We start from the raw sequence: 21,086 nt of genomic DNA, 5'->3' as shown, positions 1-21,086 counted from the left end.
CAGGTGTTGCGGCCCGGCACGTGTCAGCGGCGGGATTCCACCACGGGGATCGACGCCGTCTCATCCACCAGCTCGGCACGGGAACGGCCGTGGCCGCGGACCCACAGCCGGTATGCCAGCACGAGCACTCCCAGCCACACAGCGCCCACGTAGAGGGCAACCCGGGAGTCTTCAAAGGCGCCCAGGATGACGATCACCATGGCCATGAACGCGATGGTCAGGACGGATGCCGCCGGCCACCAGGGCGCCGGGAATTCCGACGCCGGCAGGCCCTTGCGTGCTATCTCCCGCTTCATTGCCACATGGGACGCCAGGATCATTACCCACACCCAGACGGTGGCGAAGGTCGCGATCGAGGCGATCAGCAGGAACACGTCCTTTGGCATCACAGCATTCAGGACCACGCCCACCAACAGGACGACTGCCATCATCACTACCGTCATCCACGGCACCCCGTGGCGGGAGACCTTGCCGAAGCTGGCGGGGGCGTGGCCCTGCCGGGCCAGCCCGAAGAGGATGCGTCCGGCACCGAAGATGTCGCTGTTGATGGCGGACAGGGCCGCGGTAATCACCACAGCGTTGAGGATGTGCGGGGCGGCCGGAATGCCGAGGCCGCTGAAGATCTGGACGAACGGGCTGCCGTTGGTGCCCACTTCGTTCCACGGGAACAGGCTCATCAGTACGGCCAGGGTCAGAACGTAGAACAGCAGCACGCGCACGGGCACGGTGTTGACTGCCTTGGGAATGACCTTCTTGGGATCGGCCGCTTCGCCGGCCGTGACGCCGATGGTCTCGATCCCGCCAAAGGCGAACATCACGACGGCGAACGAGGCCAGGAGCCCTTCGAAGCCGTTGGGGAACATGCCCCCGTGCTCCACGAGGTTGCCGATACCCGGGGCCACTGTTGCCCCGCCTGCCTGGAAGCCGAAGATGATGATGGCGGCGCCGCCGGCGATCATGGCGATGATGGCCACCACCTTGATCAGCGAGAACCAGAACTCGAGCTCGCCGAAGACCTTGACGCTGAGCAGGTTCAGCGCCGCCAGGAAGAAGATGATGGCCAGGACCCAGATCCACCGCTCCACTTCCGGGAACCAGAACCCCATATAGATGCTGAAGGCGGTGACGTCCGCGATGGCGACGATCGCCATCTCGAAGACATACGTCCAGCCGGTCACGAAGCCGGCAAGCGGGCCAAGGTAGCGGCTGGCGTACTGGCCAAAGGAACCGGAAACGGGGTGCCGTACGGCCATCTCGCCGAGTGCCCGCATCACCATGAACACGGCCGCGCCGCCGATCATGTACGCGAGGAGTACCGCCGGGCCGGCCTTCTGGATGGCGGAGGCCGATCCATAGAAGAGCCCCGTGCCGATGGCCGAGCCGAGGGCCATGAAGCGGATGTGCCGGACATTGAGTCCGCGGTTCAGGACGGTGTCGACGGCGGCGCCCGCGGCGGCGCGGACCGTGCCGCCGGTGCTGGCGCTGTTTTCGGGCGCCCCCGTTTTGGCTTCTGTCTGGGCTTGTTGCATGCGAATACCTTCTCGTCATTGGGAGGGGGATCGCTATCCAGCAGACCATGTTCGGGGCGGCTGTGATCAGCCTCACGGGCTCTTGGTGTCTTTCATTCCAGACTGTTCGGTTCCGGAATCCTTGCGCGGACGGACAGTTGCGGCCCCGGCGCCGCATGAATAATGTCGGTGCCTCCTGGGATGCTGTGGGTATGGAAAGCAGAGCCGTGGTGGGGGCGTTGGAGGCCGTGGAGGCTTCCGTCGCGGCGTTGGCTGGTGGGCTCCGCGGCGGTTCTGATGGTCCGGGCTCGACCGGTGCTGACCCTCTTCGGGACCAGGCGGATGCGTGTTTGGACGGGCTGGCCCGGCTGGCTCGGGTGGAAGCCGGAATGGCTGCCCTGAAGGTGCACTTGGCCAACGGGTACGCCGATGCCGCCGCGGCGATGGCGGCACCGGCCGTGTCCCCGCAGGAACATACTGCCCAGGACATGGCCGTGACCGCTGAGGTCGCGTGCGTCCTAACGGTCAGCGAACGCAGTGCCGGTGCCTTCCTGGCCGAAGCCCACACACTGACCACTACTCTGCCGCTGACGTTGTCCGCGCTGCAGGCCGGGGACATCACGTGGCAGCATGCCCGGGTGATGGTCGACGAAACCATGAACCTCGATAAGGCAGGGGCAGCGACTTTGGAAGCGCATTTCCTGGATCCGGACGCCCCCACCCTGGCGCGCGGCTGCCAGGCAGGGGACCTCGTCCCCGCCCGGTTCCGGGCGAAGGCCCGTACCTGGCGGGAACGGCACCACCCGGTCAGTATCGAAAAACGCCACGCCCGCAGCGCTGCCGACCGGCGGGTGGAGTTCACCCCGGACCGCGATGGCATGGCCTGGCTTTCCGCCTACCTGCCCGCCGGCCAGGCCGCCGGGATCTGGGACCGTACCACTGCCGCCGCAAGGGCCCTCCAGGGAGCGGACGAGGCTAGGACCCTTACCCAGCTCCGCGCCGACATCACCGCCACTTGGCTCCTCACAGCCGGCCGTGAACGAACACCGGACAGCACCGCGAACGGTGTTGCCGGCGGCAACGGCGTGGACCGGGACGGCCTTGTGCCGTTGAGTGAGATTCCCTCACCGGCAGCGCAGGTCCTGATTACTGTTCCGGTGTTCTCGCTGCTGGGTCTGACCGAGGAACCGGCCATGTTGGACGGGTACGGGCCGGTGCCGCCGTCCGTGGGCCGTGCCCTGGTGGCCGACGGGGCGTCGTCCTTCCTGCGGGTGCTGATTGACCCGCGGGATGGTGCGCCGCTGGAGATCGGCCGGACCAGCTACCGGATTTCCAAGGCGTTGCGGCAATGGCTGCGGCTCAGGGACGGGAAGTGCCCGTTCCCTGGCTGCAGCAACCATTCCCTGGACAACGACGCCGATCACCTCCTCGCCTGGGCGCACGGCGGGACCACCGGGATCAGCAACCTCGGCCAACCCTGCCCCAAGCACCACCGGCTCCGACACGCCACCGCCTGGACACCTATCGGTGCCAGCGCCAACGAACCGCCCGGCTGGACCTCACCCTCAGGCCGCCGCTACACCAGCGAACAACCCGACTGGGAACCACCACGTTGGCCAGACCAGCTCCTGGCCATGACTAATAGCTTTGACACTGCGATTCCCGAGGGCTCGCCGCCTAACCGGGATCGAGGCCGTGACTTGGCAGTTCTCGAAAATCTGCTGCCGGAAGGCCGGTTGCCGGATTGGGACTTGCCACGCCAACCCCACGACGACGCAGTGGCCGAAGACCCATTTGCGGACTTGTGGCTCATGCTGACCTCCGAGACCCGCGAGGACTCCCAGGATTGCGCCGCGCCCGCACGGGCAGCGGCTTGACGGAGCCTCAGCGGTAGCCGTTGGCGTCAGCAGGGCGTCCGGCCTCTTGGACCTCTACCAGATAACGCCAGCAGTCCGGCCGCGAGCCGTCGGTGTCGGTGAAGCCGTACTCCGGCGCCAGGCCGCCAGAGGAGAAGGAGCCGCCGGTGCGCCGGATCACGTCCGGGTCAGCCGCCAGGGCCGCCACGGCGCGGCCCACAAAGCGCGGGCTCTCGGAGATCGCGGCGAAGTGGGGCTGCCTTGCCGCGGCGTCCTGCCAGTTGGCCTCCGTGACGCCGAAATGCTCCAGCATCAGTTCGGAGCGCATCCAGCCCGGCGTCAGCGCCACCGCGGTGCTGCCGAACGGTTTCAGTTCCTCCGCCTGGCTGAAAGCAAGCCGCAGCACTGCGTTCTTGGCCTGGTCGTAGAACGTCGAGACCCGGTAATGGTCCGCGTTGTATTCGCGGGTGCCGTCGGTCATTTCCACCACCAGGCCGCCGGGATTCCGGATCAGCAGCGGCAGCGCGAAGTGGCTGGTGATCAGGTGCGTATCGACAGCGGTATGCAGCATCCGCAGGCCGGAGCCGAGGTTGTGCGACCACACCGGAGTGTCCCATTCGATGAGGTTTTCCCCGCCCCAGATGTCGTTCACCAGGATGTCCAGGCGCCCCTGTTCGTCGTCGATCCGCTGCGCGAGCGACTCCACCGCCGCCGGATCCAGGTGGTCCACGCCGACGGCGATGCCCACCCCGCCGGCGGCCGTGACCTGCACCGCAGTGTCCTCGATGGTCTCCGGCCGGCCGTAATCTGACCTTTGGCCCTGCGTGCTGCGGCCGGTGCAGTACACGGTGGCCCCGGCTTCGCCGAGCGCGACGGCGGTGCCGCGTCCTGCTCCGCGGGTGGCCCCGGCGACCAGGGCGACTTTTCCTGCCAACGGTTTGGTCATAGCTGCGATCCCCACCCTTATGCCTGGCCGCCACGGCGGCGGCGGTCCGTGACCTCCATCGAAGCACCGGACGCGCCTTCCCTGGGCAAACGTCTGGTATCCCGGACAGCTATGTGGTTCGATGGCGTGTCGGGAGGCCCGGCCAGGGCGCACGCTTAAGTACGGGATACCGGACACCTGCCCATCATCAGTCGGAGGGTCCGCCCGCGAACGATGGAGGACAGCATGGCCGATGACGAGGCGCCCGTACGGGTGGCGTCAAGGACGGCAGCAAAGGTGACGTCGAAAGTCCCGGCGGCAGAAAACACCCTGCGCATCCTCAAACTGCTGGCCTCCAAGCGCGGTCCCATGGCGGCGTCGAACATTGCCACCGCGCTGGGCCTGCCGCGCTCAAGCGTCTACCACCTGCTGGGGGTCATGGAGGCAAACGGCTTCGTGATGCACCTGCATGAGGAGCAGCGGTACGGGCTGGGCATCAGCGCCTTCGAACTCAGCTCCGCCTATTCGCGCCAGGAGCCGCTGTCCAGGATTGGCCGGCCGATGCTCGCCTCGCTGGTGGACGTCATTGGTGAAAGCGCGCACCTGGCGGTGCTCCATGGCCGTGACGTGCTGTACATCGTGGAGGAGCGCGCCAAGAACCGGCCGTCCCTGGTGACCGACGTCGGCGTCCGGCTGCCCAGTCATCTCACCGCCAGCGGGCGGGCCATCCTCGCGGCGCTGCCCAAGTCGCAGGTCCGGGCGCTGTACCCGAACGCTGCCGCCTTCACGGCCCGGCATGAGGTGGAAGGCGCCATCATGAAGTACTCGGCGCTGTCCTCGCACCTGGACCAGGTCCGGCAGCGCGGCTACGCCACCGAACACGGCGAGGTGACCCCGGGCTTCGGCTCGATTGCGGCCGCGGTGACGGACCACGTCGGATGGCCGACGGCAGCGGTCGCCGTGACCTTCCTCGAGGACAAGCTCCCGGCGGACCAGTGGCCCGCCCTCGCCGCCCGCATCCGGAAAGTGGCCGACGAACTCTCCGTGCGCATCCACGGCCGCCCCGCCCAGTAATTCCGGCCCAACTGACTGGCACTTAACGTTGTCAAACCGGCTTTTCGCGACGTTAACTGCGAGCTAGTTGGGGGCGGGCGGGCGCGTCTGGAATCCCGGACAGCACTCGCCGGCAGGGCCTGTTTCCGCCCGTCCGGACAGGCTTTAGTGGATACAGAACCTCATTCCTCCCGAACCACCATCACCAATCACCAAGCACACGAAGGAGCCCCTCATGGCACCCGCCGATTTCACTACCGGTGCCCGCCCGGTCAAAGCAGCCCGCGGTACCGAGCTCACCGCCAAGTCCTGGCAGACCGAAGCCCCGCTGCGGATGCTGATGAACAACCTGGACCCCGAGGTCGCCGAGCGTCCCGATGACCTAGTGGTCTACGGCGGCACCGGCCGCGCCGTCCGCTCCTGGGCGGCGTTCGACGCCATCACCCGCACCCTGGAGACGATGGAGAAGGACGAGACCCTGCTGGTCCAGTCCGGCAAGCCCGTGGGTGTGTTCCGCACCAACGAGTGGGCGCCGCGGGTGCTGCTGGCGAACTCGAACCTCGTCGGGGACTGGGCGAACTGGCCCGAGTTCCGCCGGCTCGAGGCCGAGGGCCTGATGATGTACGGGCAGATGACTGCCGGGTCCTGGATCTACATCGGCACCCAGGGCATCCTGCAGGGCACCTACGAAACCTTTGCCGCGGTCGGGCGCAAGCTCCAGGGCGAAGGCCGCATGGCTCCCAGCACGGGAACCGAAGGACCCCTCGCCGGGACCCTGACCCTGACCGGCGGCTGCGGCGGCATGGGCGGCGCGCAGCCGCTCGCGGTGACCCTGAACGACGGCGCCTGCCTGATCGTGGACGTCGACGAGACCCGGCTGCGCCGCCGCGTCGGCAAACGCTACCTCGACGAGGTCGAAACCGACCTCGACACCGCCATCGCCAAGGTCCAGAAGGCCAAGGACGAGCGCCGCGGCTGGTCCGTGGGCTACGTGGGCAACGCCGCGGAGGTCTTCCCCGAACTCCTGCGCCGCCACAACGCCGGCGAGCTGAGCATCGACGTCGTCACCGACCAGACCAGTGCGCACGACCCGCTCTCCTACCTGCCCGAGGGCATCACCGTTTCCGAATGGCACACCGAGGCTGCCGCGGACCCCGAAGGGTTCACCAAGAAGGCCCAGGCCTCCATGGCCCGGCAGGTCCAGGCCATGGTCGAGTTCCAGGACGCCGGGGCCGAGGTCTTCGACTACGGGAACTCCATCCGCGACGAAGCCCGCACGGGTGGCTACGAGCGCGCCTTCGAGTTCCCCGGCTTCGTCCCGGCCTACATCCGGCCGCTGTTCTGCGAGGGCCTGGGCCCGTTCCGCTGGGTCGCGCTCTCCGGGGACCCCGAAGACATCGCCGTGACCGACAAGGCGATCAAGGAGCTCTTCCCGGAGAACACGCACCTGCACAAGTGGCTCGACGCCGCCGCCGAGCGCGTGGAATTCGAGGGCCTGCCGGCGAGGATCTGCTGGCTCGGCTACGGCGAACGCGCCAAAGCCGGGCTGCTCTTCAACCAGCTCGTCAAGGAAGGCAAAGTCAAGGCCCCCATCGTGATCGGCCGGGACCACCTCGACTCCGGCTCGGTCGCTTCCCCGTACCGGGAGACCGAATCCATGGCCGACGGCTCCGACGCGATCGCTGACTGGCCGCTGCTGAACGCCCTGCTCAACACCGCCTCCGGCGCCACCTGGGTCTCCATCCACCACGGCGGCGGCGTCGGCATCGGCCGCTCCATCCACGCCGGCCAGGTCTCCGTCGCCGACGGCACCGACCTCGCCGCGCAAAAACTCGAACGCCTCCTCACCAACGACCCCGGCATGGGCGTCATCCGCCACGCCGACGCCGGCTACGACCGCGCCCTCGACGTCGCCAAAGAACGCGGCGTCCGCATCCCCATGAACGAAGGAACTGCAAAGTGACTGTAATAACGCAAGCACCGCTCACCGTTACCCTCGGCTCCAGCGGCGTGACCCCCGAGGACGTTGTCGCCGTCGCCCGCCACGACGCAAAGGTGACCATCTCCCAGGAAGCGCTGGACACGGTTGCAAAGGTCCGTGCCCACATCGACGACCTCGCCCACAGCGAGGTTCCCGCCTACGGCATCTCCACCGGCTTCGGGGCCCTGGCCAACCGGCACATCCCCAACGAGCTGCGCACCCAGCTGCAGAAGTCGCTGATCCGCAGCCACGCCGCCGGAATGGGCCCGGCCGTGGAGCGTGAAGTGGTCCGCTGCATCATGTTCCTGCGCGCCAAGACCCTCGCCTCCGGCCGCACCGGTGTCCGGCCCGTCGTCCTGCAGACCATGGTGGACGTGCTCAACGCCGGCATCACGCCGGTGGTCCGCGAATTCGGCTCGCTCGGCTGCTCCGGCGACCTCGCCCCGCTGTCCCATTGCGCCCTGGTGCTGATGGGTGAGGGTGAAGCCACCGGTCCGGACGGCACTCTCTACGGCGCTGCCGGTACGCGTCCTGTGTCCGAGCTCCTGGCCGAGCACGGGATCGAACCCGTCACGCTCGCGGAGAAGGAAGGACTGGCGCTCGTCAACGGCACTGAGGGCATGCTGGGCATGCTGCTGATGGCCATCGCGGACATCCGCCAGCTGCTCACGACGGCGGACATCACGGCCGCGCTCAGTGTCGAGGCGCTGCTCGGCACCGACCAGGTGTTCCTGCCCGAGCTGCACGCAGCGCTGCGCCCGCACCCGGGCCAGGCCGCCTCCGCCGACAACATGCTGCGCGTGCTGTCCAACTCACCGATCGTGGCCTCGCACCGGATCAACGACACCAAGGTCCAGGACGCCTACTCGCTGCGCTGCGCACCCCAGGTGGCCGGTGCCGTCCGCGACACGGTGGACCATGCGGCGCTCGTCGCCTCGCGTGAACTCGCCGCAGCCATCGACAACCCCGTGGTCCTGCCGGACGGCCGGGTCAGCTCCAACGGCAATTTCCACGGCGCCCCCGTGGCGTATGTCCTGGACTTCCTGGCGATCACCGTGGCGGATTTGAGCTCCATCGCGGAACGCCGCACGGACCGCATGCTGGACCCGGCGCGTTCACACGGGCTGCCGGCCTTCCTGGCCGCGGATCCCGGGGTGGACTCCGGCCTGATGATCGCCCAGTACACGCAGGCCGGGCTCGTCTCGGACAACAAGCGGCTCGCTGTACCTGCCTCGGTGGATTCCATCCCGAGCTCCGCCATGCAGGAGGACCACGTGTCCATGGGCTGGCACGCAGCGCGCAAGCTGAGGAAGGCCGTGGAGAACCTGCGCCGCGTCCTGGCCATCGAGCTGGTGACCTCGGCACGGGCCATCGACATGCGGACCCAGCTGTCCGGAGGGGAGTTGACTCCGGGACCGGCCGGCATTGCGGTCATCGCGGCACTTCGCAACGTGGTGGACGGTCCGGGGACAGACAGGTTCCTGTCGCCGGAACTGGAGGCCGCAGACCGGCTCGTCGCGTCAGGCGAGGTCCGTGCGGCAGCCGAATCCGCCGTCGGAATTCTGGCCTAAAAATGAATATTGTGCATCACAAATGACAAATTCCCGGCGCCCCCGAAATACTTTGCGACACAACGGGCGGGGGCCCGGGAATTGTAGTAGAACTAAAGATGTAGTGATGAAGCCCACACCAATGATGTTGTGGCAAAAGAACATATACAAAGGGGTAGAAGTTCAATGAAAGCACGGGGGACGGTTCTGTCCAGGCGGATGGCATTTGCTGCCACGATTTCCGACTGGAGAACCCTCAAAGCAGGCGAACGGGTCGAAATCCTCAAGCATGCGCATGTGGTGGCCACAGGTGAAGTTGAGGAAGTTTCCGTAAGCGGAAACGTGCTTTGGCTGGTGCCCTCGGGCCCGTCGGAATCCCAGCTCTTTATGAAGTCCGACGGCGTCCACGTCCGCAGGACATAAGCCGCAGGAGTTAAGCGGCGATGTCCTCGTAGGTCTCACCGAACGGCACGGAATCGTCCAGGGCCACAGTGAAGGTGCCGGGCTCGTGGCGGGTAACGCGGATACCGCAGTTACCGTCCTCGACGGCGGCTTCGATGAGTTCCTGGACGGCGTTCTCCAGGCCGTCGTGTAGCTCTTCGGCGGTCGCAAACGTCAGGCGGATCGATCGGACATTGCTGGTCTGGGATTCCATGATGGCTGAGCTCATTGCAGGACTTTCTCTATACTGATTGCCGGTTGGCCACAGACCAGTCTACCGGCGGTGTCAAAAAACGTAAGATGTCAGGCATTTGTCCCGCAGGGTTTCGGGTTCACCGAACCCCTGCGGGACAGCTTGTTTTAAGCCTCCCCGGAGCGGGGCGGCGGCCCCTGGCGGGGCCAAATCGCCTAGCGTTTGACGGCGTCGAGCTTGAGCATCTTGGCGATGACGCCGTCGAGCTCGGAGTCGTCGAAGATCTTCTTCCAGTCGTCCTTGATGATGGTGTCCTTGCCGTACTGGATGGCGATTTCGCAGGCCTCGGAGAACGGGTTGGAACCGCGGAGGGCGTTGGTCAGGGCGATCTGCACGTGGCCGAACAGCATGGCCTTGGCCGCTTCCTCCGGGACGCCGGCGGTGTGCACGGTCTCGTGCAGCGCCTCGTTGAGCAGGGTGCCGATCATGCAGGCCACGGTTTCCACCAGGGTGGGTTCGAGGATGGCAAGCTGCTTCACGGTGACCCAGTGCACGTCGATGACGGGGGCGTAGATGGTGCGGATGACGGCCTCGGCCGAGTCGCGGGTCGTTGCCGGTGCGTCCTCGTCGATGGCGGCAACCACGTTCTGCGGGGCGCCTTCGCCGCCGAAGGTGTCGGCCCATTCTTCCTTGGTGGTGCGCTCCAGGAACACGGACGGGTGGCACGGGTGCGCCACGGCCTGGACCACGTCGTCGCGCTTGGCCAGCAGCCCGGCGTAGGCGGCGGCCGGGTCCAGGGTGAGCAGGATGGCGCCGGCCTTCATCAGGGGGACAACGCCCTCGGACACAACGCCCAGGACGGTGTCCGGGACGGCGAGGATCACCACGTCGGCGCCCTTGACGGCGTCGTCGGTGGAGGTGAGCTCGCGGCCCTCGGTGCGGACGCGGTCCTGGCCTGCGGGGGAGTTCTCGCTGTAGAAGACGGTGTGGGCGCTCTTCTGGAGGTTCCGGGAAACGCGCATCCCCATTTTGCCACCGGCTCCGATGACGGCGACGGTCAATTGTTCTGCTGACATTTCACTTGCTCCTTAGGAAATCGATGCTTTGCTGGGTCCACTGGTTTTCGAGGCGGATGGTTTCCGCCTCGGAGTCCTGCCACGGCAGCCAGTGTTCGACGATCTGGTTGATGTTTCTTTCTTTGGGCTGAAACTTCCCGGCCATGTAGTCATAGTCGAGAAGGCCTTCGCCGAGGGGAGCGCCGGAGTACGTGAACCCGACCCACCCCTCCTTGCGGCTGAACGCAAAGTCCTTGATGTGCATGTTGAGGACGTAAGGCGCGACGGCGTCAATCACCTCACGCGGCATCTCCAGCGCCGCGACCGTGTTGGCCGGATCGCTGCAGATGCCCAGGTAGGGGCTATCCACGCGGCGGATCACGTCCAGGATCCGTGAGGTGGGGACCTGTTCGTAGGTCTCCACCGCGATCTTCACCCCGGCTGCCTCGAATTCCGGCAGGACCTCGGTGAAGATCGCTGCCGCCTCGTCCGCCGTCGGGGTGTGGCCCGGGACGTTGAACATGGTCCGCAGCAGGGGAGATCCGAGGATCCCGGCGATGTGCAGGAACTTGCGCAGGTGCTCCGGGCGGATGCCCTTGGTGCCCAGTTCCAGCGCGACGCCGAGGCGGTCCGCGGTGGCCCGCACGGCTTCGAGTTCCGTCTCGGTCATGGATTCCAGCGGGGCGTAGTCGCAGATCTGGAAGAGCTCCACGCCCAGGGCCGCCGTCCGCTCCAGTGCCTGGTGGATACTGAGCGGCTCGGAGACCTGGTCCGAGAGCTGCCAGAAGAACGCGTAGCTGCTCAATCCAATCCGTGAGCCCAATTCAATTCTTGAGCCCTGGCCGAGGCGGCTCATGCGGCCACCTTGTTCGCGGCAAGCCGCGCAGCAGTCTCGTCCAGGATGGCCTTGAGCGCCTTCGGATCGTGGGCGAAGCGGCCCAGGAACAGCCCGGCGACGGGCATCTCGAGCTGGCTGATCAGGCCGGGGCCGGCGCTGCCGCCGTAAATGACCCGGCTGTCCGCCTGGCCGGGCAGGGAGCGCAGGTGCGCGTCCAGCCCCGCGATGACGGCGCTGATGTACTGCGGGGTGGCAGGTTCGGGTGCGCCGATGGCCCACTGCGGCTCGTAGGCCACGATGGTCCGGCCGGCGGGTCCGAGGGACTGGGCCCGCACCAGGGCCGCGTCGATCTCGGCGCTGCAGAGGGTAACGGCCTCCTCCACGGAGCCCTGCACCAGTTCGCCGACGCACAGGACGGGGGTCAGGCCGTTGCGGTACGCCGCAGCGGTCTTCAGCCCGATGATCCTGTCGTCCTCGCCGAAGATCCGGCGGCGTTCGGCATGGCCCACTTCTGCGTACTTGCCGCCGAGTTCGGCAACGGTCTTGCCGCCGACCTCGCCGGTGTAGGGTCCTTCGTCTTCCCAGAAGATGTCCTGGGCGCCGGCGGCTGCCCCTGCGGTTCCGAGGATGCGGGCCGCTTCGGGCAGTACCGGCAGGGTGGGCAGCACGAACAGTTCGATGTCGCCGCTCTGGACCGCCGGATGCGCGAACGCAATGGTGGCAACTTCGCGGCAGTATTCGAGCGTGCGTTCGTAGCCGAAGTACATCTTGAGGCTGACGCCGATCACTGCACTGGGGCGCTGAGGGCCGGAGTGTTTAGCAGGAAGTGACACCTTCATAGTCCTTAATCAGGGTGACCTTTTCGGCCGATGCGGAGGTCTCGTCAAAGGCGTAGGTAAGCCATTCGCGGGCGAGCCGGCGGGCCAGTTCCAGTCCGACGACGCGCTGGCCGAAGGTGAGGACCTGGGCGTTGTTGCTCAGCACGGAGCGTTCCACCGAGAAACTGTCGTGCGCGGTGACGGCGCGGACGCCGGGGACCTTGTTCGCGGCGATGGCCACGCCGAGCCCGGTGCCGCAGACCAGCAGGGCGCGGTCGGCCTTTCCGGCGGCGATGAGTTCGGCGGCGGCGATGGCCACGGATGGGTAGGGGGTGTGGCTGGTGGCATCCACCCCGACGTCGGTCACGGATTCGACCAGATCGGATGCCTCCAGGTCAGCCTTCAGGGCTTCCTTGTATTCGAATCCGGCGTCGTCGGCTCCGATGACCAGGCGCAGTTTGGCGCTCATGCTTTCTCCTTAATAGCTGTCTGTTCGATGAGGGTGTTGTGGACGGCCCGGACGATCAGTGCCATGGACACCGCTCCCGCGTCCGCGGTGCCGAGGCTCTTCTCCGCGTGCGGGCGGGCGCGGCCCATCAGGGGCAGCAGCGCGGCGGTGTCTTCGGCGGCCTGCTGCGCAACGGTTGCGGCGGCGCCCCACGCGTCAGTGAGGGACTTGCCTGCCTCGACCCCTGCTGCCAGGGCGTCGCGGAACGGGACCAGGACGTCCACCAGGGTCTTGTCCCCGGGCTTGGCCTTGCCGAAGTCCATGATCGCGGCCGCGGCGCCGGCGACTCCGGCGGCGACAGCCCCGGCGTCGGGGGCTTCGGTGTCGCCCACGGCGTCACCGACGGCCCGCAGGGCCATGCCCCAGAGGGCACCGGAGGTGCCGCCGGCCTTGTCGGCCCAGGCGTCTGCGGCGAAGTGCAGCGTGGTGGCGGCCCCGGCGCCGCGGGCGACGGCGTCGCGGGCTGCGTCGACGGCGGCGCGGACGCCGCGTTCCATGCCGATGCCGTGGTCGCCGTCGCCGGCGATGGCATCGATCCGGCCGAGCTCGTCGGCGTTGGCGTCCACCACGGCCTTCGCGGCGCCCAGCGCGGCGAGGACCCGGACGGCGCCGGCGCGGGACTCCTCCGTTGCGTCAGGAATGGAGAGTTCGACGTCGGCAAGCTCGCTGCCGTCGGACGCGTCCAGGGCTTCGGCGGCGACTGCGCCGCGGCGGAAGGCCGGGGCGTCGGCGGGGGCGTTCCAGAGTGTCTCGAGTTCGTCGTCGAGCCAGAAGAGGGTGAGGGAGGTACCGGCCATGTCGAAGCTGGTCACGAGTTCGCCCACCTGCGGGTCCACGGGTTCCAGGCCGGCCCCGGCCAGGAGCTGGGCGACGCGGCGGTAGACGACGAACAGCTCCTCGTACTTGATGCTGCCCAGGCCGTTGAGGATCGGGACCACCCGCGCCCCCTTGGTTTCCAGGCCCTCGGGGACTTCGGTGAGGAGCTTGGAAACGAGGAGTTCGGCGAGTTCGTCCGCCGTCGGGATGTCCGTCTCGCCGATGCCTGGCTCGCCGTGGATGCCCATGCCGACGGCCATCCGGCCCTCGGGGACGGAGAACAGCGGGTGGTCGGCGCCCGGCAGGGTGCAGCCGGTGAAGGCCACGCCGAAAGAGCGGGTGCGGTCGTTGGCGCGCTCGGCGATGTCCATGATCCGGTCCATGGAGTGGCCGGCCTCTGCGGCCGCGGCGGCCACCTTGAAGACGGTCAGGTCCCCGGCGATGCCGCGGCGCTTGGCGCGCTCGGCGAGCGGGGCGGAGGAGACGTCGTCGGTGACGGCGATGCTGCGGCAGTCGATGCCTTCCTTGCGGAGGCGGTCCTGGGCCTGGTTGAAGTGCAGGACGTCGCCGGCGTAGTTGCCGTAGCCCAGCAGCACACCGGCCCCGTTGTTGGCGGCCTTCGCTACGTTGTAGACCTGCTGCGCGGAGGGGGACGCGAAAAGGTTGCCCATCGCGGCGCCGTGCGCAAGGCCCTGTCCCACCAGGCCGGCGAACGCCGGGTAGTGGCCGGAGCCCCCGCCGATCACCAGGGCCACCGTGTCCGGGGTGCTCTTGGTGTTGCGGACGACGCCGCCGGAGACGCGCTTCACCCAGCGGCCGTGGGAGGCGGCAAAGCCTTCGATCATCTCGTCAGCGAAGGCTGAAGGTTCATTGAACAGGCGGGTCATGGGAAAGCTCCTGGGCCTAACTACGGGGAAGTCGGTTCGGGTGGTACGGGGTGGGGTTGGTGCGGAGGCGTCCCCGGGTAAGGGGGACGCCCCCGGGTCTGCTACGGCTCTGCGTGGTGTCCGGCCCCCGCAGGGTCCAGGGCTTCAGCCGGGATGCCTTCGCTGACCTTGCCGGAGCGGCTCAGCGCCACCATGAGGATGGAGGACAGGAGCATGAAGCCGCCGACGACGAACATCGGCACCGTGTACCCGCCGGTCAGGTCCTTGAGCCAGCCGGTGACGTAGCCGGCGCTGAAGCCGGCCAGGTTGCCCACGGTGTTGATCAGGGCGATGCCGGCAGCAGCTGCTGCGCCGGTGAGGAACTGGGTGGGCACGGTCCAGAAGTTGGGCAGTGCGGCGAAAATGGACATGGCCGTGATGGTGATGACGGCGATCGTGGCGGCCGGCGAGCCGGCGAACAGTGCCAGCGGGATGCTCAGGCCGCCGATGAGGGCCGGAAGGGCGATGTGCCAGGTCTTGACGCCGCGCTTGGTGGCGTCCTTGGACCAGAAGTACAGGGCAAAGGCCGCCGGCAGGTACGGGATGGCGGTGATGAGGCCCTTCTGGAGCACATCGAACTTGGTGCCGTAGATGCCTTCGAAACCGGCGATGATGGTCGGCAGGAAGAATCCGAGGGCATACAGGCCGTAGATGAAGCCGAAGTAGATGGCCGAGAGCATCCAGACCCTGCCGTTGCCGAAGACGGTGCGGACGCTGACGTGCTTGTTGCTGGCGGTGGTCGCCTTCTTTTCGGTCTCCAGGGCGCCGGTCAGCCAGGTCTTTTCCTCGGCGGTGAGCCACTTGGCTTTCGCGGGGGAGTCAGCGAGGTAGAACCAGGCGATGACGCCGACGATGATGGCCGGAAGCGCTACGCCGAGGAACATTACGCGCCAGCCGGAGAGGCCGAAGAGGCCGTGCTGCTGGATGAGGAGGCCGGCCAGCGGGGCACCAATGACGGTGGTCAGCGGCTGCGCCAAGTAGAACAGGGCGAGGATCTTGCTGCGGTGCCGGGACGGAACCCAGAGGCTGAGGAAGAGGATGGCGCCGGGGAAGAAGCCGGCCTCGGCCACGCCCAGGATGAAGCGCAGGATGTAGAGGTGCTCCACGCTGCCCACCCAGGTGAACAGCAGGGACACGATGCCCCAGCTGACCATGATCCGGGCCAGCCAGCGGCGGGCGCCGAACTTGTGCAGTGCCAGGTTGCTGGGTATCTCGAGCAGGATGTAGCCGATGAAGAAGACGCCGGACGCGAAGCCGAACTGGGCTGCCGAGAGGGCCAGGTCAGTGTTCATGCCGTTAGGGCCGGCGAACGAAATGGCCGTCCGGTCCAGGTAGTTGATGAAGAACATCAGGGCAACGAACGGCACCAGCCGGATCGCCACTTTCCTGATTGCAGATTTTTCGACCACCGATTGTGTGGTGTCCACGTTGACTCCTAGATGTTGGTGTCCCGGCCGCATCCTGCGCTGGAGGCGTGGGGCTGGTTTCGAGGCTTAGCGCCGGGTGTGCATATCAAGGTGGGGGGCTAGGCCTGTGACTTCCACCATAAGCCAGAATCGATAAATTGGTCAACCGGTTGACTGGTTTATTTTCCGAGAGGCTTGGACACCCTGCATGACCGCGTCCGGTTGCTACGCTGAGACTGTGTCAGCAAACTCCGCCGCCTCGACGGCCAAAATCAGCGCCGCGCTCGGTTCCATGGGGCAGGGTTCTGTCGTCTCCGAGGTTGCCGAGAGGCTGATGGCCTACTTCACCAGCGGTGACATCGCCGCCGGAACCCGCCTTCCTGCCGAGCGCCAGCTGGCTGCTTCGCTCGGGGTGGGCCGCTCGGCGGTCCGCGAAGCGCTGGCCGCCCTGGAAATCCTGGGCATCGTGATCGTCCGCCCGGGGTCGGGGACGTACCTGCGCGACGGCGTCTCCGAACTCCTGCCGCGGACCCTCAGCTGGGGACTCATGCTGGGTGAGCCGAGGACGCGTGAGCTGGTTGAGCTGCGGAGCGGCCTCGAGGTCCAGGCCGGGCAGCTTGCGGCAGCCAGGATCACCGACGAGGCACTGGGGCGCATGCGCGCCAACCTCGACGCCATGGAAAAGAACCTGGACCATCTGGCAGCATTCGTGGAAGCCGACGCCGCCTTCCACAAGGAAATCGCCACGAGCTCCGGAAACCAGGTACTGCAGGAGCTTCTGCAGAGCATCCGCTCGCTGCTGCGGATCTGGGTTGACCGTGCACTGACTGATGAAGGGCACGCTGCCGCCGCGCTCGCAGAGCACCGGGCCATTTTCGAAGCGCTCGAATCGCACGATGCCGAAGCAGTCACGAAGGCCATGGCCTCCCACATGACTACAGCCTCGCGCCGCCTGCTGGCCGGGTACGACGCCGCGCAGTAACCACTGGCGGACGGCCATTGAGCCGCCGCGCCCCATCCGATATCGTCAAGGCGACAGGACCGCCCTGGGTCAGCTGGGTGCAGTCACCAGCCACCAGAGAGCAGCCTTCCGTGACTACCGAGCACTCCGCAACACTGCACTCCGCAACATTGTCCGCCCAGTCGGTATCCGACCAGCGCCCCGCGCTCGAACGGCGCCTTGATCCGCAGATCCGCAAGCTCGCCGTGGGCGTCTGGACGGCGGAGCTGGTGGGGGACGAACTGGCGAACATCAGCTATGGCGGCAGGCCCGTGCTTCGTGCCATCAAAGCGGTGGTGCGGGACCACGAATGGCGTACTTTTGCGCCGTCGGTACGGGACCTTACGGACCTGAAGGACGATGACGGCGTCAGCCTCCGTCTCCACGTAGACTATGCGGCACCCGGCTCGGCGGACGCCGCTGCCCCCGCCTTCGAAGCCATGCTGATGCTCCGGATCACTCCGGCCACAGTGGAGGTATCGTTCTCGGGCCGGGCGAAGACAGCGTTCCGGCGGAACAGGATCGGCCTGGTGGTCCTCCATCCCACCAGCGAAGCCGGACGGGACGTCAGCGTGGTGTCGCCGGACGGCAACGTAACCGCCGGGGCCTTCCCCACGGATATCAGGCCGGACCTGGTTTTCACGGACATCTCCTCGCTGGAGTGGGCCGACGCGGGGACCGCCTTCGACCTTGGCTTTTCCGGGGACATCTTCGAAACCGAGGACCAGCGGAACTGGAGCGACGGGTCCTTCAAGACCTACAGCACCCCGTCCGCACTGCCCATCCCGGTGGACGTGGCCGCGGGTGACACCGTGACCCAGTCGGTCAGCATTGAGGCCCTCAGCATCGAGACGCCGGACAACCCCGCCCCCGGCGGCTACGACCGCGTGGCCTTCACGGTGGGCGAGCCGGTGGGCACTGTCCCGGCGCTGGCGCTCTCCGTGGACCCGGCCGGCGTGGACTCGGCGGGCGTGGACCCGGCGGGCGTGGACCCGGCCGGAGCGGCTGCCGCAAACGCCGGGGAGGGAGCACAGCTTCCCGGCCTCGACGCCGTCCTGGTGGAACTGTACGAACCCCGGGAGTTCTGGCCGGCCAAGCTTGCCGCAGCAGCCCGGGAGGCCGACCGCCACGGCGCGGCGCTGGATGTACGGGTCGTTTCGGCGTCCGCGGACGGCGTGGCGGAAGCCCTCAGCGGAGCCCTCGGCGGGCAGTTGTCGCGGATCGTTCGCCTGGGACTGTTCCACCCTGAAACGCAGTGCACGGATCCGGCGGCGTGGACCGCGCTGAAGGAGCCGCTGCAGCTCGCAGGATTCAGCGGGCAGCTCCTGGCCGGCACTCGCTCGAATTTCACCGAACTTAACCGGTGGATTGCCGGCGGCGGCAGCCCAGTCCCGCAGGACGCCGATGCCCTCGCCTTCAGCCTCACGCCGCAGGTCCACAGCACGGAGATTCCCCACATCGCGGAGACCGTACCCATCCATGGGGTCGCCGCGGCCAATGCCGTAAGGCTCGGGGAAGGGCGCCCTGTCCACGTGGGCCCCATTACCCTCAAGCCCCGGTTCCACGCCCCTGGCCAGCACGCCGACGGCGATGAGCTCCAGGACCACAGCTTCACCGCAGCGTGGACCCTGGCCAGCCTCCACGCCCTGACCTTCGAGGGCGTGGCCTCCGTAACGTACTTCGAGGCCGGATCTCCGCGGGGCATCGCTGCAGCAGACGGCACCCTCAATCCCGCCGGAGAGCTGCTGCAAAAGCTTGCCGCGTGCAAGGGGGAACCGGTGCTGGCCGCCACCCGGCAGCCGGTTCAACGGGCCGCCGGGCAGACCCTGGTGACGGTCTACCCGGTGCAGTCAGCCGCCGGCCTGCAGGTGTTCCTGGGCAACCTCAGCCCGCGCGAAGCCACAGCGGTGCTGTCCCTGCCGGGCGGCGCCAATGCGGCGGCAGAGGTGACGGTGATCGGGGCCGCGGCCGGCGCCACCGCGGTGGCGGATCCCGCGGACGACGGCGCCACCGCGGTAACGCTGGGACCGTGGTCCACCGCCGTCGTCACCTTCGGGGACTGACCGGCCGGCCCTTCTTCCGCGAGACCGGACGGCGGCCCGGTCACCTGTAGGTGACCGGACCGCCGTCTTTGTGCCCCTGAGTTTTGCCGCTACGGAACAGTGACCGTGGCAGTGCCGCTCAGTCCGCTGCTTTTGCCTGTCACGGTTACCTTGTGGGCGCCGGCGGCTAGTGGTGCAGTCAGCGTGATGGCCGTGTTGGCCAGTTTTCCGTCCGCGGTGGCCGTTGCGGTGGTGGCCACGGACGCGCCGTCGACGGAGACGTCCAGGGGTTCGTCGTTGGCATAGGGGGACCCGGTGACGGCCAGGGCGGTGCCGCTGACGGTTGCCGTGATGCTGGCGAAGGTCTCCTGGACGTATAGCGGGGCATCTCTTTTCGCGGCGGCGATGGGCGCCGCGTTACCCGGATTCCGGCAGGATTTGGACGCCGTGTTCCAGATGGAGTTCACGTTGGAGCGGGCCTCCCGGAACGGGATGCTGCTTCCGGTGACGGTTTCCGTCACCTTGCAGGGCTGGCCTGCGGTGGGGAAGGCATCATTCTGGATGGTGAAGAGCCGGGACATCTGGCCAGTGAAAGAGACCTTGTTCAGCGGAACCCAGGAATCCTTGGCGGGGGAGAAGGTGTACGCGTTGCCGTAGGACGCCGTGCGGGCGCGTCCGGCGGTAAACAGGTTGTCCCGCTTGAAGTCCTCGATGAAGGAGTACAGGCCGCTGAGGTTGGTCTGCGCCGCGGGGCGTTCGGTGCGGACAGTCATCAGGCGGGTCCACTCCGGCGCCTCGTCGGTGGGCTTCAGGTTGATCCAGGCGGTGACGATCTTGGCGTGGCCGTCCGAGGTATCCGTCTGCTCGGTGATCATGGTGGCGTAGTTCTTACCGGGCTCCCAGTTGAACGGAATGCGGATGCTGGGGCCGCCGGCATACTCGCCGTGGATCACCAGGCTGCCGCCGGGGATGGTGTAAAGAACCTTTGAGGAGAGTCTGCCATCCGGCACCTGTCCCTTTTGCGGACCGAAGATGGAGAAGATAGCGATTTTCGAACGGTCCTCCAGCTCCTGGATACCGAAGTAGCCGCCGTTGAAACCGTTGGTCATAAAATAGCTCGCGGGAGCACTGCTGAGTGGCGTGACCTCGTTGTAGAAGGCGTTGGCATCCGCCGGGAGCACGCCGTTTTGTGTGGTGTACCTCAGGTGGGCCGAGGGATCAGCCTTCTCAAAGATCCCCGCGGCCTGCGCGTCACAGATTCCCTGTCCCGACACCAGGGGGTCGCAGCTGTTGGGTTGCGGGGTGCGTCCGCCACGGGAGTCAACCTTGAACGGTGCCGGCACGGTGACGATCCGGGCATCGAAGATATGCACCAGGCCGTTGCCGCTAACGGCGATTTCCTTGACTTCCTTGGCGGGATCGATGTTTATTCCGCTGACAAACATGCCGTACTGCTTGGAAGTGTCCACGTCTGCGCCGGCAGGAGTGTTGCGGCCGGAAACGCGGAAAGCATCGTGGACAAGCTCCAGCGGATCTGGTGTGGCCGTAGTCCAGGTGTTGGTCAGCGCGAAGGTCTGGAGCGTGCTCTTGTCCTTGTACGTCACCGTGACGTTGAAGGGGCGGCTGCCGCTGGTGGTGGTGGCGAGGAACGCGACGGCGTTGCCCTGGCCGCGGAGCTTGATCCTGCTGGGTTCCGCGTTGGGTGCGATGTTGTCCGGTTCTCCGGGTGCGGTGTCCGGCATGGTGAAGTCGATGCCGGCGGCAGTTACGGTGGCGCCGGGCGGGTAGCCAGCGGCAGTCAGTCCGGCGGCGCTGAAGGAACTCCGCGCGGCGTCCAGCTGGCCCTTGGCAAGGGTGGATGCGTCTGTGATGCCCACGTTATTGAAGGCCGCGGCCACGGAACCGCTTGAGTTTCCATCCGAGCTGCCGAGGTCTGCGGACGCCGCCGCTGTTCCGCTGACCAGGGCCGCGGCGGTCAGCAGGGCCAGCCCTCCGCGCATTCGCGTGTTCATTGCCATAGGGGAATCCTCTTCCTTGGGGATATCAGCCATGTTCTTGCGGACGAGTTCAAGAGTGCCCCATGCGCCGACAAAATGACAATAGTTGATCAAAAAATATCTTTTTGAATCAAAAAGAAGCATAGAATGAAATCGTGGAACGGCCGTGGACA

At 67.0% G+C, this 21,086-nt stretch carries 17 protein-coding genes; 7 read left to right on the top strand and 10 right to left on the bottom strand.

Translation table 11 applies throughout. From position 1 onward, the window contains the following. Positions 1-23: 23 nt before the first annotated feature. Positions 24-1,529, bottom strand: coding sequence for an amino acid permease (locus CXQ91_RS09910; protein WP_181038844.1), 1,506 nt, complete (start codon positions 1,527-1,529; stop codon positions 24-26). A 191-nt stretch (positions 1,530-1,720) separates the two neighbouring features. Between CXQ91_RS09910 and CXQ91_RS09905 the strand changes: the two genes are divergently transcribed. Continuing rightward, on the top strand, positions 1,721-3,385 hold the full coding sequence (locus CXQ91_RS09905; protein ID WP_104173759.1) for an HNH endonuclease signature motif containing protein: 1,665 nt from the start codon (positions 1,721-1,723) through the stop codon (positions 3,383-3,385). Positions 3,386-3,392: 7 nt separating this feature from the next. On the opposite strand, the gene CXQ91_RS09900 is transcribed toward CXQ91_RS09905, so the two are convergent. After that, positions 3,393-4,310 carry an SDR family oxidoreductase gene (locus tag CXQ91_RS09900; protein ID WP_104173758.1) on the bottom strand — a complete coding sequence of 306 codons (918 nt, stop codon included), beginning with the start codon at positions 4,308-4,310 and terminating at the stop codon, positions 3,393-3,395. A gap of 225 nt (positions 4,311-4,535) precedes the next feature. Between CXQ91_RS09900 and CXQ91_RS09895 the strand changes: the two genes are divergently transcribed. The 4 genes from CXQ91_RS09895 to CXQ91_RS09880 all read left to right on the top strand — a co-directional run bounded on the left by CXQ91_RS09895 (position 4,536) and on the right by CXQ91_RS09880 (position 9,296). Next, complete coding sequence (locus tag CXQ91_RS09895; RefSeq protein WP_104173757.1) at positions 4,536-5,363, top strand: IclR family transcriptional regulator; 828 nt, start codon at positions 4,536-4,538, stop codon at positions 5,361-5,363. Between the two features lie 214 nt (positions 5,364-5,577). Next, on the top strand, positions 5,578-7,305 hold the full coding sequence (locus CXQ91_RS09890; RefSeq protein ID WP_104173756.1) for a urocanate hydratase: 1,728 nt from the start codon (positions 5,578-5,580) through the stop codon (positions 7,303-7,305). Further along, positions 7,302-8,894, top strand: a complete 1,593-nt coding sequence (gene hutH, locus CXQ91_RS09885; protein ID WP_104173755.1) for a histidine ammonia-lyase — start codon at positions 7,302-7,304, stop codon at positions 8,892-8,894. The genes CXQ91_RS09890 and hutH overlap by 4 nt, the downstream gene beginning before the upstream one ends. A 165-nt stretch (positions 8,895-9,059) precedes the next feature. Then, the gene (locus CXQ91_RS09880; RefSeq protein ID WP_104173754.1) at positions 9,060-9,296 is read left to right on the top strand and encodes a hypothetical protein; all 237 of its coding nucleotides are present in this window, start codon (positions 9,060-9,062) and stop codon (positions 9,294-9,296) included. Positions 9,297-9,306: 10 nt separating this feature from the next. Here CXQ91_RS09880 and CXQ91_RS09875 read toward each other — a convergent pair whose 3' ends face one another. The 7 genes from CXQ91_RS09875 to CXQ91_RS09845 all read right to left on the bottom strand — a co-directional run bounded on the left by CXQ91_RS09875 (position 9,307) and on the right by CXQ91_RS09845 (position 15,895). Then, positions 9,307-9,543, bottom strand: a complete 237-nt coding sequence (locus CXQ91_RS09875; RefSeq protein WP_104173753.1) for a hypothetical protein — start codon at positions 9,541-9,543, stop codon at positions 9,307-9,309. Between the two features lie 179 nt (positions 9,544-9,722). Beyond that, the gene (locus tag CXQ91_RS09870; RefSeq protein ID WP_104173752.1) at positions 9,723-10,583 is read right to left on the bottom strand and encodes a phosphogluconate dehydrogenase C-terminal domain-containing protein; all 861 of its coding nucleotides are present in this window, start codon (positions 10,581-10,583) and stop codon (positions 9,723-9,725) included. Between the two features lies 1 nt (position 10,584). After that, positions 10,585-11,418: a sugar phosphate isomerase/epimerase gene (locus CXQ91_RS09865; RefSeq protein WP_104173751.1), complete on the bottom strand. Its 834-nt coding sequence runs from the start codon at positions 11,416-11,418 to the stop codon at positions 10,585-10,587. Then, complete coding sequence (locus tag CXQ91_RS09860; RefSeq protein WP_258073921.1) at positions 11,415-12,233, bottom strand: triose-phosphate isomerase family protein; 819 nt, start codon at positions 12,231-12,233, stop codon at positions 11,415-11,417. Before CXQ91_RS09860 ends, CXQ91_RS09865 begins: the two co-directional genes overlap by 4 nt. Then, positions 12,217-12,687: a ribose-5-phosphate isomerase gene (locus CXQ91_RS09855; protein WP_104173749.1), complete on the bottom strand. Its 471-nt coding sequence runs from the start codon at positions 12,685-12,687 to the stop codon at positions 12,217-12,219. Before CXQ91_RS09855 ends, CXQ91_RS09860 begins: the two co-directional genes overlap by 17 nt. Then, positions 12,684-14,429, bottom strand: coding sequence for a dihydroxyacetone kinase family protein (locus tag CXQ91_RS09850; RefSeq protein ID WP_104173748.1), 1,746 nt, complete (start codon positions 14,427-14,429; stop codon positions 12,684-12,686). The genes CXQ91_RS09855 and CXQ91_RS09850 overlap by 4 nt, the downstream gene beginning before the upstream one ends. A 101-nt stretch (positions 14,430-14,530) precedes the next feature. After that, positions 14,531-15,895, bottom strand: a complete 1,365-nt coding sequence (locus CXQ91_RS09845) for an MFS transporter (protein ID WP_214954396.1) — start codon at positions 15,893-15,895, stop codon at positions 14,531-14,533. A gap of 217 nt (positions 15,896-16,112) precedes the next feature. Between CXQ91_RS09845 and CXQ91_RS09840 the strand changes: the two genes are divergently transcribed. Together CXQ91_RS09840 and CXQ91_RS09835 are read left to right on the top strand one after the other, a co-directional pair. Continuing rightward, the gene (locus CXQ91_RS09840) at positions 16,113-16,856 is read left to right on the top strand and encodes a FadR/GntR family transcriptional regulator (protein ID WP_104173906.1); all 744 of its coding nucleotides are present in this window, start codon (positions 16,113-16,115) and stop codon (positions 16,854-16,856) included. A gap of 110 nt (positions 16,857-16,966) precedes the next feature. Then, positions 16,967-18,937 (top strand): hypothetical protein, encoded by a 1,971-nt coding sequence (locus CXQ91_RS09835; protein ID WP_146072319.1) that lies wholly within the window; start codon positions 16,967-16,969, stop codon positions 18,935-18,937. Positions 18,938-19,026: 89 nt separating this feature from the next. Here CXQ91_RS09835 and CXQ91_RS09830 read toward each other — a convergent pair whose 3' ends face one another. Continuing rightward, positions 19,027-20,934 (bottom strand): DUF3472 domain-containing protein, encoded by a 1,908-nt coding sequence (locus CXQ91_RS09830; protein ID WP_146072318.1) that lies wholly within the window; start codon positions 20,932-20,934, stop codon positions 19,027-19,029. Positions 20,935-21,086: the final 152 nt, after the last annotated feature.

Origin of the sequence: Arthrobacter sp. Y81, from assembly GCF_002929335.1 — a bacterium.
GTDB lineage: Bacteria > Actinomycetota > Actinomycetes > Actinomycetales > Micrococcaceae > Arthrobacter.
The sequence above is the reverse complement of the archived record's forward strand: the minus strand, read 5'-3'. Positions and strand labels throughout refer to the sequence as shown.

Coding starts and splice junctions, on each gene's coding strand:
- CXQ91_RS09910 (WP_181038844.1), bottom strand. CDS start 1,529: ATGCAACAAGCCCAGACAGAAGCCAAAACGGGGGCGCCCGAAAACAGC.
- CXQ91_RS09905 (WP_104173759.1), top strand. CDS start 1,721: ATGGAAAGCAGAGCCGTGGTGGGGGCGTTGGAGGCCGTGGAGGCTTCC.
- CXQ91_RS09900 (WP_104173758.1), bottom strand. CDS start 4,310: ATGACCAAACCGTTGGCAGGAAAAGTCGCCCTGGTCGCCGGGGCCACC.
- CXQ91_RS09895 (WP_104173757.1), top strand. CDS start 4,536: ATGGCCGATGACGAGGCGCCCGTACGGGTGGCGTCAAGGACGGCAGCA.
- CXQ91_RS09890 (WP_104173756.1), top strand. CDS start 5,578: ATGGCACCCGCCGATTTCACTACCGGTGCCCGCCCGGTCAAAGCAGCC.
- CXQ91_RS09880 (WP_104173754.1), top strand. CDS start 9,060: ATGAAAGCACGGGGGACGGTTCTGTCCAGGCGGATGGCATTTGCTGCC.
- CXQ91_RS09875 (WP_104173753.1), bottom strand. CDS start 9,543: ATGAGCTCAGCCATCATGGAATCCCAGACCAGCAATGTCCGATCGATC.
- CXQ91_RS09870 (WP_104173752.1), bottom strand. CDS start 10,583: ATGTCAGCAGAACAATTGACCGTCGCCGTCATCGGAGCCGGTGGCAAA.
- CXQ91_RS09865 (WP_104173751.1), bottom strand. CDS start 11,418: ATGAGCCGCCTCGGCCAGGGCTCAAGAATTGAATTGGGCTCACGGATT.
- CXQ91_RS09855 (WP_104173749.1), bottom strand. CDS start 12,687: ATGAGCGCCAAACTGCGCCTGGTCATCGGAGCCGACGACGCCGGATTC.
- CXQ91_RS09850 (WP_104173748.1), bottom strand. CDS start 14,429: ATGACCCGCCTGTTCAATGAACCTTCAGCCTTCGCTGACGAGATGATC.
- CXQ91_RS09830 (WP_146072318.1), bottom strand. CDS start 20,934: ATGGCAATGAACACGCGAATGCGCGGAGGGCTGGCCCTGCTGACCGCC.